Below are 14,053 nucleotides of genomic sequence, written 5' to 3'. Positions count from 1 at the left end.
TGAGACCCGCCCGAATGAAGGTCGTATCACAGGCGCAGTCAGTGTCTGGCGCGCCGAACCCGGCCTTGACCCCGCCAACCACACGGCCCGAGATCAAGGACGGCGCTGCCCTGGCCCTGCGCGTTTCAGCCTGATTTCACGCAAGACGGTGATGAAACAAACTGGAACAGGGTGTTGGAACGGTGCTAGCGTACCGCCATGAAAGTGACCCGAGACACCCCGAACCAACTGATCATCGCCAATACGCCCTGGTTCATCGGTATCACGCTGGTCATTTTCATTCTGGCCTTTGTCGGCCCCGGTATTTTTCTGATGAGCACGGGCGGCGAAGGCATCTGGTTCGGCCTGATCTTCGCCCTTGGCGGAGGCGGTCTTGGGTTTGGTGCGTTTTGCGCTTTCGTAAGACGGGTTCAGATCATTCTGGATCGGCACAAAGACAGTATCCTGATCCGCCGCCAATCGGTTTTTGGGTATGAAGCGGTTGAACACAAACTGTCCAACCTGTCCCACGCAGAAATCGAAAGCACGACATCCCGTGGCAAAAACCGCACCTCGACGCTGTATCGCCCGGTCCTTGTTCTTGAGAAAGGCATGAGCGCGGGTCGCCATCCCATTGTCGAAGCGTTTTCCAGCGGCTCCGGCTCTCACCGGTTGGCCGAGGCGGTGAATGACTGGCTTCCATCTAAGACCGGCCAAAACCGTCGTGAAGTCGGGACGAATTAAGAGGCCAGGCCGCGTTCCAACCACAATCGTTCTTCGGCTGAGACCAGCCGGGACATGCAGGCGTCATATCGCGCCATATACTGCTCGGTCAGTTTGCCTTCCCACTTGTTGCTTGTGCCCGAAGAGAAGAACTGCGCAAAGTCGTGAAACCCACTGGTGAATCCGGGGGTTTGCTCCAGACGTATGGCATTGTTTTTCATCGATCCGAAACTGCCGGCCCCGGCTATGTCCTTGACCAGATCCGGGTTAATTTCGATGTCCATGATCCGTGCAAGCCGCGCGACCTGTCCCGGAAGATCCCGGCTGAGCTCGGCATAGTGCAGAAAATGGATGTTGGGCAGGTCGCGATACATCCAAAAGGAATGGAAGTGATGAATGATCGATCTGAGGGTCAGGTCATCTGTGCCCTTGGATGACGCGGGCCGGTTCAAAAACATGTCGAAAGCTTCCGACAGATCGTTGGGGAACAGGTAATCAAGCCAGTTATGCTTCATATTCTCGACATGGCGGCGCATCGAAAAATGAACGTCAACCGGATGACGGTGAACAACCAGATATTGCGCATTTGGCGAGAATGCGATTCCATCAAGCGGGGTATGTGTTTTGATACAGCGCCGATGGCTTTGCGCGCTCAGTTCATCCGCCTGCGCGACCCGATCGCGAAAACTGCAATCAAGCCACGGTGAGACCCTGTTGTCGTACACGCCGGGGTCGGCCGTTTCGGTGATGAGCATGCGCACCAGTGTTTGCGTCCAAGTGGTACCGCATTTGGGCGGTGTGCACACAAAGACGTCGCTGGGCCGGATCTCGAATCCGGACCATATATCGGTGTTGGTCACTTCGCCGACATAGTCGGTCGTCTTTCGCGGCAGACCATTCTTCATCGCCCCCTCCCTCAGCTTCAATCACGCAGAATAGCCCGCAATGTGACACTCACATAGCTTATCTTGACTCACACGGCCCAGAGGCGTAGATGACGCCCCAACATCCGGAAGCCTTTCGATCTTCCGGTCCCTTGAGTCGTTCAGGGATCGCCCCCCACCAGCGAGTTTCGCCCGTGGGGGCGTTTGTGCATTGACCCGTCTGCCCTTATCTAAGGGGCGCCAAATCAGAACCGGCTAAGGAGGCCGCAGGCATGTTTGAAAATCTATCCGAACGCCTCTCTGGCGTCTTCGACCGGTTGACCAAACAGGGCGCCCTGTCTGAAGAAGACGTCAAAACCGCCCTGCGTGAGGTCCGCGTTGCCCTGCTTGAGGCCGACGTCTCGCTGCCGGTTGCAAGGGAATTCGTCAAGAAAGTTCAAAGCCAGGCCACCGGTCAGGCCGTTACCAAGTCGATCACCCCCGGTCAGCAGGTCGTCAAGATCGTGCATGACGCTCTGGTTGACACCCTGCGTGGCGAGGAAGACCCCGGTGCGCTGAAGATCGACAACCCGCCCGCGCCGATCCTGATGGTCGGCTTGCAGGGTTCGGGTAAGACAACGACCACCGGCAAGCTGGCGAAACGTCTGAAAGAGAAAGAGGGCAAAAAGGTCCTGATGGCCTCGCTGGACGTCTACCGCCCGGCGGCGATGGATCAGTTGGCCGTTCTGGGCACGCAGGTCGGCGTCGATACGCTGCCGATCGTTCCCGGCCAGAAACCTGTCGATATTGCCAAGCGCGCCAAACAGCAGGCGACGCTGGGTGGTTACGACGTGTACATGCTCGACACCGCGGGTCGTCTGCACATCGACGAAGTCCTGATGGATGAGGTCGAACAGGTCCGCAACGCCGTTGACCCGCGCGAGACGCTGCTGGTGGTCGACGGCCTGACCGGTCAGGTCGCTGTCGAGGTGGCCGAGGAGTTCGACGCCAAGGTCGGCATCTCGGGCGTGGTCCTGACACGGATGGACGGCGACGGGCGCGGTGGTGCGGCCCTGTCGATGCGCGCGGTTACCGGCAAGCCGATCCGCTTTGTCGGTCTGGGCGAGAAGATGGATGCGCTCGAAACATTCGAGCCGGACCGGATCGCCGGTCGGATTCTGGGCATGGGTGACATCGTTGCCCTGGTCGAAAAGGCCCAGGAAACGATGGAGATGGAACAGACCGAGCGCATGATGAAGCGTATGGTCAAGGGTCAGTTCAACATGAACGACCTGAAGATGCAGCTGGAACAGATGATCCAGATGGGCGGCATGCAGGGCATGATGGGCATGATGCCGGGCATGGGCAAGATGGCCAAGCAGATGGATCAGGCCGGTCTGGACGACAGGATCCTGCGCCAGCAGATCGCCATGATCCAGTCGATGACCAAGCGCGAACGCGCCAACCCGCAGATCCTTCAGGCCAGCCGCAAGAAACGCATCGCGGCGGGGTCCGGGATGGAGGTCAGCGACCTCAACAAGCTGCTCAAGATGCACCGGCAGATGTCGGACATGATGAAGAAGATGGGCAAGATGGGCAAAGGCAAGATGCTGAAACAGGCCATGAAAGGCATGTTCGGCAAAGGCGGCCCCAGCCCCGAGGAGATGGCCGCAGGCATGGATCCCAAGGCGCTGGAACAGGCAGCCAAGGCCATGGGCGGCAAGATGCCCGGTCTGGGCGGCGGCATGGGTCTGCCACCGGGCCTGAGCGGGTTCGGAAAGAAAAAGTGACCCCCGCACGCTGTACCCAGCCCCCGTCCGGAAAGGCGGCGATGGCAGCAGCGCAAAATCGCGCAGCCCTGCCGGTCATTCAGACCCGGCGGCTGGTCCTGCGCGTGCCCACTCTGGACGACCTGCCGGTGTGGACGTCGATCTGCAAGGACAGCTTTGGTGACACAGCGCAAGCCGCGTGGACCGAGTTTTCCTATTATACCGCGGGCTGGCTTCTGCATGGTCACGGCCTGTTCTCGGTCACGCTCAAGGGTGATGATCGGGCAATTGGCTTCGTCGTTCTGGGCTTGGAATGGGATGATCGCGAACCGGAACTTGGCTATATGTTCGGCGCTGAACACCGGATGCAGGGCTATGCCACCGAAGCTTGCGCCGCCGTGCGTGATTTCGGATTTGACCTGCTGGGATCGGGGCAGTTCGTAAGCTATGTTTCGCAATCCAACACCCGTTCGAACGCGCTTGCCCAACGACTGGGCGCAGCGCGTGATGCCGATGCAGAAAGCGCCTTTGGGCCAACCCAGCATGTCTGGCGCTACCGCGAGGTGCAGGCATGACATTCGCGATGCCGATCCCGACGCTGGAAACCGAACGCCTGATCCTGCGCGCGCCGTCCGAGGCCGATATCGATGCGGACACCGCCTTCTTTGCAAGCGATGCGGCCAAGTTCGTCGGCGGCCCTCTGCGCAGGGACGAGGTTTGGCGGGTGGTCGCCTCGCTGCTGGGGCACTGGGCCTTGCGCGGCTATGGGTATTGGAGCGTCGATGAAAAAGACACTGGCACCTATGTCGGGCGGATCGGGCTTTGGTTTCCCGAAGGCTGGCCGGAACCCGAAGTTGGCTGGACCCTGTTGAACCACGCCACCGGCAAGGGCTATGCGACCGAGGCCGCGCTGACTGCACGCGCCTACGCCTATGATATATTGGGCTGGGAAACCGCGATCTCACTGATCGACCTGGACAATCACGCCAGCAAGGCCGTGGCCAAGCGTCTGGGCGCGCAGTTCGAGTATCACTATGACCACCCCAAGTTCGGAAAATCCGAAATCTGGCGGCACCCGGCGCCCTCGGATCTGGTGAATGGCGGAATGGAGGCATACGCATGACCTCTTTCACCATTCCCACAATTGAAACCGAACGCCTGATCCTGCGCGCGCCGCATCTGGATGACCTGCCCGCGATGACCGCATTCTTCGCGACCCAGCGCAGCCATATGGTGGGCGGCCCCAGGGATGCGCGCGAATGCTGGAGCTCATTGTCGAACCGGCTGGGTCATTGGGCGTTGCGGGGTTATGGCCTGTGGCACCTGACCGAAAAGGCCGGCGGCACATTCGTCGGCTGGGCAGGCATGATCTACGTACCCGGCTGGGCGGAGCCCGAGCTGGGCTGGACGCTGATGGCAGAGGCCGAAGGCAAGGGGCTGGCCTTTGAAGCTGCATCGGCTGCGCGTGATCATGCCGCCCGGCATCATGGCCTGAACGGCGTGATTTCGTACATCGCCCATGCAAATGATCGTTCGCGCGCTTTGGCTGAACGGCTTGGTGCAACGCTGGAGCTTGAGAATGCCGAACTTCTGGGCAAGCACGCTCAGATCTGGCGCCATCCGCAGATTGACTTGACCACCGAAAGGACCGGCCAATGACCAACCCCGTGACACAGGCTGCCACGCTGTTGAAAGAGCATCGCGAAAGCATCGACAGGCTGGACGCGATCCTTGTCTATACGCTGGGCGAGCGGTTCAAGCACACGCAGGCCGTTGGCAAGCTCAAGGCCGAACACGACCTTCCCCCGTCCGATCCCTCGCGCGAAGCTGCGCAGATCGCACGGTTAGAAGACCTGGCGAATGAGGCCGACCTGGACCCCGATTTCGCCAAGGCTTTCCTGAATTTCATCATTCAGGAAGTCATCCGACACCACAAGAAACACCAGAATTGACTGGGAAATCCCAGTAACGCCATTCAAAGGAGATACCACCATGGCAATGAAAATTCGTCTCGCCCGCGGCGGCTCGAAAAAACGTCCTTTCTATCGCATCGTTGCGGCTGACAGCCGTATGCCGCGCGATGGCCGTTTCATCGAGAAACTGGGCACCTACAACCCGCTGCTGCCGAAAGACAGCGAAGAGCGCGTGAAAATGAACATGGAGCGCATCCAGTACTGGCTGGATCAGGGCGCACAGCCCACCGACCGTATCGCACGTATGCTGGAAGCGGCCGGTGCCCGTGACAAAGCCGAGCGCAACAACCCCAACAAGGGAACTCCGGGCAAGAAAGCCCAGGAGCGCGCCGAAGAGAAAGCCGCCAAGGCCGCTGAAGCAGCCGAAGCCGCTGCTGCTCCGGCAGAAGAAGCTGCAGCAGAAGAATAAGCAGGCGCACGCGTGCGGGATCACCCCTTTACAGACGATTTTCGCACGCAGTTCGACCTGTTGTTGCGGCTCCGGCGGGATGTGCGCCGGTTCCGCACCGATGCGATTGACGAGGCAGTGCTGGCGCGCTGCCTCGACGCATTTCGACTGGCCCCTTCAGTGGGGCTCAGCGAACCCTGGCGCGTGATCCGCGTCGAAAGCGAAGCGGCAAGGGCCGCAGCGCTGAAGAATTTTCGCACCGCCAATGACCACGCTTTGGCGGGCTACTCGGGGGACAAGGCGCAGCTATACAGCAGGCTGAAGCTTTCCGGGATGCAGGAAGCACCTGTGCAACTGGCCGTCTTCTGCGACGACAGCACCGAAAAAGGGCTGGGGCTGGGCGCCGGCACGATGCCCGAGATGCGGCGCTACTCTGTCGTGTCCGCGATCACTTTGTTCTGGCTTGCACTTCGGGTGGAAGGGCTGGGCTTGGGCTGGGTTTCCATTCTGGACCCCGACCAGATGAAGCGCGATCTGAATGTTCCTGAAACCTGGCGCCTGATCGGCTATTTCTGTGTCGGCCGGCCGGAACAGATGTCGGATACACCTGAACTGGAACAGGTCGGCTGGGAAACCCGGGCGCAGGGCCTGACGATCGAAACACGGTAAGGCCTCATGTTCGGATTGATACGACTTCCCATTCTGCTGTTGATCGCCTTTATTGTGGGCGTGTTCTTCGAGCGCAACAACCAGCGCGAAGCCTGCAACGGGCTTGGCGAATGGAGAAACGGGATATGTTTGACGACTGGGGCAGCCAATGAGTGATCTGATCTGCGTCGGCAGCATCGCGGGGGCTTACGGTGTGCGAGGCGAGGTGAGGCTGAAAAGCTTTTGCGCCGTTCCCGAAGATATCGAGACCTATTCGCCGCTGACCGATGAAGCGGGCAAAGAGCGTTATCCGGTGGTATTGACGCGCACCATCAAGAACGGATTCGCGGCCCGCCTTGGTGGCGTTGAAACCAAGGAACAGGCGGATGCCCTGAATGGGTTGCGCCTTTATGCAAGGCGCGATCAGCTGCCGTCGCTGCCCGATGATGAATTCTACCACAACGACCTGATCGGGCTGGATGTCTATGACACCGGAGGCACCCTGCTGGGCAAGGTCAAATCGGTGCAGAACCACGGCGCCGCGGACTTGTTGGAATTGCACGGGCCGGGCCTGAAAACCACGGTTTTGCTGCCTTTCACGATGCAAGTTGTACCCACGGTAGATCTGGAACAAGGCCGTATCGTGGCCGACCCGCCCGAAGGCCTGATCTGATGCGGCGGGTCCTGCTGCATCTGGGCCTGCACAAAACAGGCATGACCGCAGCACAGTCCTTCCTCCATGAAAACCGGAAACTGATCTGGCCCCGCTTCGCATTGGTTCTGCCCTACAAGACGCGCAACAGCGGCTTGAGCGAGGCGGCCACGCGTCACTCGCTTTACCGGCTGGATTCCACATTGGCGGGTTTTGGAAGTCACCTGCATGCGTTTCTGGACGATCTGGATTTCGGCGCACGCCGGGGGTTGATCCTGAGCGAAGAGAATTTCGCAGGCTTGCGCCCCAGCAGAAACAAGCGTGAAGGTTACGGTGCCGCGCCGGAACTGGCGGAAACTCTGATCAGCGTCGTGCGGCGTCGGTTCCTGGGTCATGAAACCGACATCACGATCTACATATCCTTGCGCGCCCGCGATCAATGGCTGCGGAGCCTGTGGGCACACGACTTGCAGAAATCACGCATGGTGCAGGACTTGGACGCCTTTTCCTCTGACCTTGCCCATTTGCCATCGCTTCAGGAAACCGCTGATGCCGTCCGGAATCGGTTGCCATCCGTCACGGTCAGAACAGAGTGGATGGAGGCGTTGCAGAACCACCGCCTTGGTGCAGGTGCGCCCTTGGCCGAATTTCTGAACCTGCCACCCGAGCTTTCGTCACAACTTGTCGGGCCTGCACATGGCACGCCAACATTTTCAGACGATGTGCTACAGGAAATCCTGGCGCTGAACCGATCCTCGCTGGACGACGCCGCCATGATCACCCAGAAGAAAGCACTGATTCAATCCGCACAGAACGAACTGGCCCGCCAGACATGACAGAGAAACCCAGCAGATCCCATGGCCGCAAGGCGATCCGTCCTTCCCTGAAACCACGCGAGCTGATGACTCCGAGCCCTAATCTGCACGGGGTCTGGAAAGCCAAGATCATCACTTTGTTCCCGTCCGCCTTCCCCGGTGTTCTTGGCGAAAGCCTGACAGGCAAAGCCTTGCAGGAAGGGCTTTGGCAACTGGAAACAGTGGATCTGCGACAGTTCGGTATAGGCAAACATCGCAACGTTGATGACACCCCGGCCGGGGGTGGCGCGGGCATGGTTCTGCGGGCCGATGTTCTGGGTGACGCGATCGAACATGCGATGGCGGGCATTCAAGGGAACTGGCCGCTGATCTACCTCAGCCCGCGCGGGCGTCGCATGGACCAGAGCATGATGCAGAATCTTGCTCGTTGTGACGGCATGACCCTTCTGTGCGGTCGTTTTGAAGGCGTGGACGAGCGCGTTTTGGAACATTATGGCGTGCAAGAGGTGTCGTTGGGTGATTTCGTCATGACCGGCGGCGAAATCGCGGCACAAGCCCTGATCGATGCCACGGTACGGCTGATTCCCGGAGTGCTTGGAAATCAGGCTTCGACCGAAGAAGAAAGTTTTGCCTCGGGTTTGCTGGAGCACCCCCAGTATACCCGCCCCGCAGATTGGAAAGGGCGCCCGATCCCCGAGATTCTGATGTCGGGCCATCATGGCCGGATCGCGGAATGGCGGCAAAAAATGGCACAAGACATCACGCGCTTACGGCGTCCTGATATCTGGGCAGAATACGTCAAAGCCAGATCAGAATCCTAGGGCTAGACCCGCTCGTTGTGGCCGGGATGCCTCAGTTTCGATGTTTGTCAGAATGCCATTTGAAGTTGAACGCACCTGAACTTATTCACTTCCATGCCCCATTAGTTTTTGGGTAATAAGAAGTGAAATAGAAGGCATTATGAAAAAGTTATTGCTTGGCACGTTACTGGTTGCCTCCGCCTGTACCACCAAACCGCTTGGGATGTCGGTTCCGACGCAAGCCGGTCACAATCTGCACTCTGCGAAGGTTGCCGTTGACTCCTGCTCTCAGGAAGCTGACGAGGGCGGCAACAGCGCCGTAATCGGCGGTTATGCAACAAATATCCTGCTTTGGGGCATCATCATCGGGCCTGCGGTCACCGCGCCATTTCAGGACGAACTGCGCCAACAGGGCGAAATCGATCAGGTTGATCGCTGCCTGCGCGCACGCGGTTTCGAGCGGCGCGAACTGACCGCGGGTGAATCGTTCTGGGTGCGCAACGCCTTTGGTGATGAACGCGAACGGCGGCTGGACCACTTGGTCGGGGGCGGCACTATCGAAACCTACGGAACGTCACAAAACTAGCGGCGCGCTTTCCAGCTGGCCCAAGTTTCTGGGGTGCCGTTGAACGTGTTGATGTCCACCCTGCCCTGAACCCCCGGCACCAGCCCGGTGCCGGTGTATTGCCAAAACCGCCAGACCGTGCGGGGATAGACCTGACGCGGATGGCCTGCGACGGATCGCAACCAGAACTCGGTTTTGGGCAAACGCCCGATATCCGTATCCGCAAAGAAATCCACTGTCGTATAGACGATGGGACGCCGGCCATAATGCCGTTCGAGAATGTCCAGAAAGCGCTGCGCTTCGGCGCGGACGGTTCTGCCATCGGGCCGCAACGTGCAGGTCTTGGAATGCGGCGTCCACTCCATGTCAAGAACATGCGGCAGATCTGCCCCTTTCGGGACGTTCTGAATGAACCAACGCGCCTGTTCCCGGGCCGATCGGCAGAAATAATAGTAATGATAAGCCCCCCACGGCACGCCCGCCGCCTGAGCACCGCGCCTGTGGTCGTCGAATAATGGATCCGCCACATCGCCGCCTTCGGTTGCTTTCAAAAACGCAAAGCTTACGCCCGAAGCTTTGGCTGTGCGCCAGTCTATCGGTCCCTGCCAGCGCGAGACGTCAAGCCCGTGGATCGGATACAAGCCGGGGTGACGGCCCTCCCAGTCATGCGGATCGGCGTCCCCAAAATCAGGATAGATTACGGACGGCGCTGTCCTGTCCACACCCGGCGTGGGTTCCACGACCTGCGGTTTCGGGCCGCCGCGCCCGCACGACATAAGCAAAGCGGCTGCAATCGTCAGCATAAGTGCAATTCGCATCATGAGGTCCTGTCTGAAATTTCTGCTCTTTCAATTTCCTTCAGAATGCCTGATCTGACCGCCGTGGCAACGGTGGGATTTTCGAAAGGCGGATTCCCACTGCTTCGTCATACGATTTGTTCTTGATCCCGGCACTCAATACCCTTAAACGACCGCAATCCGGTGCCGTATTCTGCGACTCCGGTCTATTGGTTTGATTATCGGCTTAAAGCCCGGCTTTCTTCGGCGGGGATGTGTCAGATCAAACCAGACCAAAGGAACATTCGATCTGACCTCTGGCGGGCTGCATGCAGGACCCGGTGAAGACCAAGAGCTCTCAGGCCGTGCCCAAACTTCGTGGGCCAACCACGAGCATATAGGAGTACCTGCGATGGATCTTATCGCACAGCTTGAGGCGGAACAGATTGCCGCCCTGGGGAAAGACATCCCCGACTTCAAGGCCGGTGACACCATTCGTGTCGGCTATAAGGTGACCGAAGGGTCGCGCACCCGTGTGCAGAACTACGAAGGCGTCTGCATCGCGCGCAACAACGGCAATGGCATTGCCGGTTCGTTCACCGTTCGCAAGATTTCGTTCGGCGAAGGCGTGGAGCGTGTGTTCCCGCTGTATTCGACCAACATCGACAGCATCACCGTTGTCCGCCGTGGCCGCGTTCGTCGCGCCAAACTGTACTATCTGCGCACCCGCCGCGGTAAGTCCGCGCGTATCGCAGAGGTCACGAACTACAAGCCCAAGGCTGGCGCCGAAGCGTAAGGAACGGAAAGATGAAAAAAGACATCCATCCCGATTATCACGTCATCGACGTCAAAATGACCGATGGCACAGTGGTTCAGATGAAATCCACCTGGGGCGCCGAAGGCGACCAGCTGGCTCTGGAAATCGACCCCTCCGTGCACCCTGCATGGACTGGTGGTTCGTCGCGCCTGATGGACGCCGGCGGCCGCGTGTCGAAGTTCAAAAAGAAATACGAAGGTCTGGGCTTCTAAGTCTGACTTGTTTCGATTTCGAAAGGCCGTCCCTTGGGGGCGGCCTTTTTTCTGGAAGCTTCCATGTGTCTTATGGACGCGAAACCGGACAAGATGCGTTTTTGCAAAGACCCAGTGATGTTACACTCCGTGTGAACAACCCTCAGCTTCCACGGAGACCCGGACATGCCCCAGTACAACGACATGATCGAGCTTTCAGTCGATGATATGGATCTGATTGAAACGGCGTTGCGCGACTCGATCGCTTCGTTGTCACATGCCGCTTCGGATGAACCAGAGGATAGCAGGACCGACCGGGAAGACACGTTGCGGCGTATTCACGAACTTCTGGGCAAGCTACACGATCAGAAGGTCTTTTTTCGCCCTCAGAAAGGGGTTTACCTCGGCGGTTAGGAGCTTGGTTGTCGCGGATTGCGGGTCAATTCCGCCGCACTGTGTACAGGGGGAACCGGTCCGCGCAGCAACATCAGCGCCAGCGTCATTCCGGCCAGCGCCGCAATCGCGGCAACCAACATGGCATTGTCAAAGGCGTTGTCCTGCACATCCCGCAGGGCCTTCGCAAATGTATCTCCCGCAGACGGATCCATCCCCGAGATCAATTGCTGTATCTGGTTCGGCGTTCCATGTGCCAGCGCATGGGCCAGATCCTCGCGCTGGATTGACCCGGCAGGCAGCGCGTCGATCACCTCGGACAGACCTCGGCGTTTGGTGATCGCTTCGGCCAGACCGCCCACCACGGCACCAAGAGTTGCTCCGAAATAGAGACAGGCGTTGATGACCCCCGAACCCTGCCCCACATGCTGCTCGGGCAGCAGGCGCAGGCCCAGACGTGGCAACAGCGAAAAGCAGATGCCCAACCCGACACCGACGATCAGCAACTTCCACCAGATTTCGGAAAACTGCGTTGTGTTCGTTGTTGTCATCAGCAGCAGGAACCCGCAGGCCATCGCCCCCAGGCCAATGGCGATCGGCCATTGAAAGCTGTAGGGGGCAAGAAAGCGGGGTGCGGTGACCGAGATCACAAACATGCTGAGGCTGAGCGGCATGATCGCCAGACCCGCATCGATGGACGAATACCCAAAGGCATCGGGCGATTGGACGAATGTATTGAAATAGACGAAGAAGCAGAACAGCGTGAAGCCAGTAAAGAACATCCCCGCCGCGGCCATCAGATAACGCGGATGGCGAAAGTACCGAAGCTCGATCAAAGGGTCGTCGCTGCGGCGGGATACGATGACAAGGGCAATTGTCGACACGGCCGCCACGACCAGCGGCACCAGTGTCAAAGGCGAAGTCCACCCGCCGTTTTCCCCGTTGCTGAGCGCAAAGGACAATGGCCCGAGGAAAAACAGAATGGCAACGGCCCCCGCATAATCGAACTTTGCCCCGGCAAGACGGGTATCGGGAACGTATTTCCGTTTGCTGACATGCAGCCCGATGGCAAAGGCCACAGCCAACAGAACCAGGTCGGCTGCAAAGACGGCGCGCCAGCTGACATAATGGCCGAAAGCGCCACCGACGATGGGCCCGACACCGATCGCCAGACCGACAATCGCCCCCCAGATGCCGGTAACGCTGGCGCGCTGCTCTTCGGGCGTGGCCGCCGTCAACAATGACAGGGACGTGCCGAACAAAGCAGCCGCGCCCGCGCCTTGCGCGCCGCGCCCGATAAGCAGCATCGCCCCGTCCTGCGCCAACAGGGCAAAGGCAGACCCGATTGCAAAGACGATCATGCCAAAAAAGAACACGCCCATCTTGCCGGTAATGTCACCCAGCCGGCTGACGATGCAGACAAGCGTGGCGCTGGTCACGGAATACGTGGCCATAACCCATTGCAAACCTGACGGGGTCAAATCGAATTCGGCCCTGAGATTGGGCAATATGGTGGTCACAGCAGTGGTGTTGAACCCCACGACCATCATGCAGATGGCCGTCATCGCCAGCACCACACGGGCGCGGGACTGCGGAGATACACTGACCGAGCTCTCATCGCCCATAAAACACCCACTGACCAAGAAGTTTGAATACAAACATCATCAGTTTAACGATTTCTGGCCCTGCGCATAGGGTTGCATCAGATCCAGTATGACAGCGCAACGGGCAGCACCAGCAAAGTGCTGAGCGTCGAGACAAGAATGAACCCCGCCACATCCGGCCCGTATTCCGGAACATGCTGGTCGATAAACAGATAAGTCGCCACGGATGAAGGCATCAGGCAACACAGGATCAGCGCACCCCGCTCGGTTCCCGTGAAACCAAACAACCAGATCAGAACACTGGCAATTGCAACCGCCATCGCCAGATGCAGGGCCGTCAGCAGAACCGCGCGACCCAGGCTTTTCACACGCAGCGTCGCGAGCGTATGCCCCAGGGTCAGCAGCATGAGCGGGATCGACAATCCACCCAAGATGTCAAAGGACTTTGCGACCGGTTGCGGCAGGCTTTGCCCCGTTGCCATCAGGATCAGGGCGAGGCCCACGGCGTAGATAATCGGGGACGTCGCCAATTTCCTGGGCGAGAATTCTCCGGCCGGGATCCACATGCCGACGGTAAAGATGCTGATCAGCACAACCACCACGAACGCCATGGTATAGGCCATACCTGCATCGCCCAGCGCCAGCAAAGTGATTGGCAGGCCGATGTTGCCGACATTCCCGTGCATCAACGGCGTCAGAAATGCCCTCACCGGCAAGCGAAGAACCTTGAGCACGACATACCCCAACACCCCGAAACCGGCCACCGCAAGGGCAGCGGCCGCCATCATGTCAAGAAACGTGCCCACGGCCAGTTTGGTGTTCGACAGATGAGAAATGATCAATGTCGGATAGCCTACTTTTGAAACGATCCCACCAATGACCTTGTTGTCGAAAGGCGCCTGAATCACGGCAAGAACATAGCCAATTCCAGCGCAGATCAGGACGGGCAGAACCACGTTCAAAACGTTCAGGAACAGGTGCTCCAAGCAAAAATCTCCTTGCCGAAACCGTTTGTCGACAGTGAATCAGTGCCATTGCAATGGCAAGCGCTCTGTGTAACTCGTGCGCAGCGTTAGGTTTTCCCGAATAGAGTCTGA

Annotated in this window: 19 protein-coding genes; 15 read left to right on the top strand and 4 right to left on the bottom strand. The window is 58.9% G+C overall.

The genetic code is table 11. From position 1 onward, the window contains the following. Window positions 1-198 precede the first annotated feature (198 nt). Window positions 199-723 (top strand): hypothetical protein, encoded by a 525-nt coding sequence (locus FIU92_RS02420; protein WP_152457038.1) that lies wholly within the window; start codon window positions 199-201, stop codon window positions 721-723. Here the strand turns inward: FIU92_RS02420 and FIU92_RS02415 are convergent. After that, a complete protein-coding gene (locus tag FIU92_RS02415) occupies window positions 720-1,607 on the bottom strand; it encodes a sulfotransferase domain-containing protein (protein WP_152457037.1) in 888 nt (295 codons plus the stop codon). The genes FIU92_RS02420 and FIU92_RS02415 overlap by 4 nt on opposite strands. A 251-nt stretch (window positions 1,608-1,858) precedes the next feature. Between FIU92_RS02415 and ffh the strand changes: the two genes are divergently transcribed. The 11 genes from ffh (at window position 1,859) to FIU92_RS02360 (ending at window position 9,196) form a co-directional block, all read left to right on the top strand. Continuing rightward, a complete protein-coding gene (gene ffh / locus FIU92_RS02410) occupies window positions 1,859-3,355 on the top strand; it encodes a signal recognition particle protein (protein ID WP_152457036.1) in 1,497 nt (498 codons plus the stop codon). Between the two features lie 41 nt (window positions 3,356-3,396). Beyond that, window positions 3,397-3,909: a GNAT family N-acetyltransferase gene (locus FIU92_RS02405; RefSeq protein WP_152457035.1), complete on the top strand. Its 513-nt coding sequence runs from the start codon at window positions 3,397-3,399 to the stop codon at window positions 3,907-3,909. Continuing rightward, window positions 3,906-4,457: a GNAT family N-acetyltransferase gene (locus FIU92_RS02400; protein ID WP_152457034.1), complete on the top strand. Its 552-nt coding sequence runs from the start codon at window positions 3,906-3,908 to the stop codon at window positions 4,455-4,457. The genes FIU92_RS02405 and FIU92_RS02400 overlap by 4 nt, the downstream gene beginning before the upstream one ends. Next, window positions 4,454-4,993 carry a GNAT family N-acetyltransferase gene (locus tag FIU92_RS02395; RefSeq protein ID WP_152457033.1) on the top strand — a complete coding sequence of 180 codons (540 nt, stop codon included), beginning with the start codon at window positions 4,454-4,456 and terminating at the stop codon, window positions 4,991-4,993. The genes FIU92_RS02400 and FIU92_RS02395 overlap by 4 nt, the downstream gene beginning before the upstream one ends. Beyond that, window positions 4,990-5,286 (top strand): chorismate mutase, encoded by a 297-nt coding sequence (locus FIU92_RS02390; RefSeq protein ID WP_152457032.1) that lies wholly within the window; start codon window positions 4,990-4,992, stop codon window positions 5,284-5,286. Before FIU92_RS02395 ends, FIU92_RS02390 begins: the two co-directional genes overlap by 4 nt. 40 nt (window positions 5,287-5,326) lie before the next feature. After that, a complete protein-coding gene (gene rpsP / locus FIU92_RS02385) occupies window positions 5,327-5,716 on the top strand; it encodes a 30S ribosomal protein S16 (RefSeq protein ID WP_010437590.1) in 390 nt (129 codons plus the stop codon). Between the two features lie 12 nt (window positions 5,717-5,728). Next, complete coding sequence (bluB, locus tag FIU92_RS02380; RefSeq protein ID WP_152457031.1) at window positions 5,729-6,364, top strand: 5,6-dimethylbenzimidazole synthase; 636 nt, start codon at window positions 5,729-5,731, stop codon at window positions 6,362-6,364. 148 nt (window positions 6,365-6,512) lie between these two features. Next, the gene (gene rimM, locus FIU92_RS02375) at window positions 6,513-7,016 is read left to right on the top strand and encodes a ribosome maturation factor RimM (RefSeq protein WP_152457030.1); all 504 of its coding nucleotides are present in this window, start codon (window positions 6,513-6,515) and stop codon (window positions 7,014-7,016) included. Continuing rightward, on the top strand, window positions 7,016-7,831 hold the full coding sequence (locus FIU92_RS02370; protein ID WP_152457029.1) for a hypothetical protein: 816 nt from the start codon (window positions 7,016-7,018) through the stop codon (window positions 7,829-7,831). Before rimM ends, FIU92_RS02370 begins: the two co-directional genes overlap by 1 nt. After that, on the top strand, window positions 7,828-8,631 hold the full coding sequence (trmD, locus tag FIU92_RS02365; RefSeq protein ID WP_152457028.1) for a tRNA (guanosine(37)-N1)-methyltransferase TrmD: 804 nt from the start codon (window positions 7,828-7,830) through the stop codon (window positions 8,629-8,631). Before FIU92_RS02370 ends, trmD begins: the two co-directional genes overlap by 4 nt. Window positions 8,632-8,770: 139 nt before the next feature. Then, on the top strand, window positions 8,771-9,196 hold the full coding sequence (locus FIU92_RS02360) for a hypothetical protein (protein ID WP_117869920.1): 426 nt from the start codon (window positions 8,771-8,773) through the stop codon (window positions 9,194-9,196). On the opposite strand, the gene FIU92_RS02355 is transcribed toward FIU92_RS02360, so the two are convergent. Continuing rightward, a complete protein-coding gene (locus tag FIU92_RS02355; protein WP_171120334.1) occupies window positions 9,193-9,993 on the bottom strand; it encodes a GH25 family lysozyme in 801 nt (266 codons plus the stop codon). The two genes, FIU92_RS02360 and FIU92_RS02355, sit on opposite strands and share 4 nt — an antisense overlap. 370 nt (window positions 9,994-10,363) lie before the next feature. Between FIU92_RS02355 and rplS the strand changes: the two genes are divergently transcribed. From rplS to FIU92_RS02340, 3 genes are all read left to right on the top strand, one after another. Continuing rightward, the gene (gene rplS / locus FIU92_RS02350; protein ID WP_152457026.1) at window positions 10,364-10,747 is read left to right on the top strand and encodes a 50S ribosomal protein L19; all 384 of its coding nucleotides are present in this window, start codon (window positions 10,364-10,366) and stop codon (window positions 10,745-10,747) included. Between the two features lie 11 nt (window positions 10,748-10,758). Then, entirely contained in the window at window positions 10,759-10,980 is a 222-nt protein-coding gene (gene rpmE, locus FIU92_RS02345; protein ID WP_050605278.1) for a 50S ribosomal protein L31, read from the top strand. A 165-nt stretch (window positions 10,981-11,145) separates the two neighbouring features. After that, window positions 11,146-11,373, top strand: a complete 228-nt coding sequence (locus FIU92_RS02340; protein WP_152457025.1) for a hypothetical protein — start codon at window positions 11,146-11,148, stop codon at window positions 11,371-11,373. Here the strand turns inward: FIU92_RS02340 and FIU92_RS02335 are convergent. Further along, the gene (locus tag FIU92_RS02335; protein WP_152457024.1) at window positions 11,370-12,977 is read right to left on the bottom strand and encodes an MFS transporter; all 1,608 of its coding nucleotides are present in this window, start codon (window positions 12,975-12,977) and stop codon (window positions 11,370-11,372) included. The genes FIU92_RS02340 and FIU92_RS02335 overlap by 4 nt on opposite strands. A 77-nt stretch (window positions 12,978-13,054) precedes the next feature. Continuing rightward, a complete protein-coding gene (locus tag FIU92_RS02330; protein WP_152457023.1) occupies window positions 13,055-13,942 on the bottom strand; it encodes an AEC family transporter in 888 nt (295 codons plus the stop codon). Window positions 13,943-14,053 lie beyond the last annotated feature (111 nt).

It is taken from the genome of Ruegeria sp. THAF33 (genome assembly GCF_009363615.1).
Classification (GTDB): Bacteria; Pseudomonadota; Alphaproteobacteria; order Rhodobacterales; family Rhodobacteraceae; genus Ruegeria.
Note: the sequence above shows the minus strand (reverse complement) of the source record. Positions and strands in the feature narration are given on the sequence as shown.